General features: G+C 42.2%; 1 protein-coding gene. It reads left to right on the top strand.

Annotation, left to right across the window (positions count from 1 at the left end; translation table 11 throughout):
- Positions 1-244, top strand: a 244-nt coding sequence (locus tag M2D63_RS26010; RefSeq protein ID WP_285865914.1) for an rRNA adenine N-6-methyltransferase family protein, incomplete at both ends; no start/stop codon positions are given.

Genomic DNA, 244 nt, shown 5'->3' with positions numbered 1-244 from the left:
AGTCAATCCGCGTACGGGTGATAATATCGTCGAAATTGGTCCAGGTTTAGCTGCTTTAACTTCTCCTTTAATTGGAGAATGTGATGCATTAACTGTAGTTGAATTAGACCGTGATTTAGCTGCCGGCTTACCTGAACGCGTGCCACATCCAGAACGTTTAACTATCGTAGAAGCTGATGCATTAAAATATGATTTTAGTCAGCTTGTAAAAGATGGGCGTCCATTACGCGTTGTCGGCAATTTG

The organism is Pseudomonas sp. BJa5 (assembly GCF_030272875.2).
Classification (GTDB): domain Bacteria; phylum Pseudomonadota; class Gammaproteobacteria; order Pseudomonadales; family Pseudomonadaceae; genus Aquipseudomonas.
Note: the sequence above shows the minus strand (reverse complement) of the source record. Positions and strands in the feature narration are given on the sequence as shown.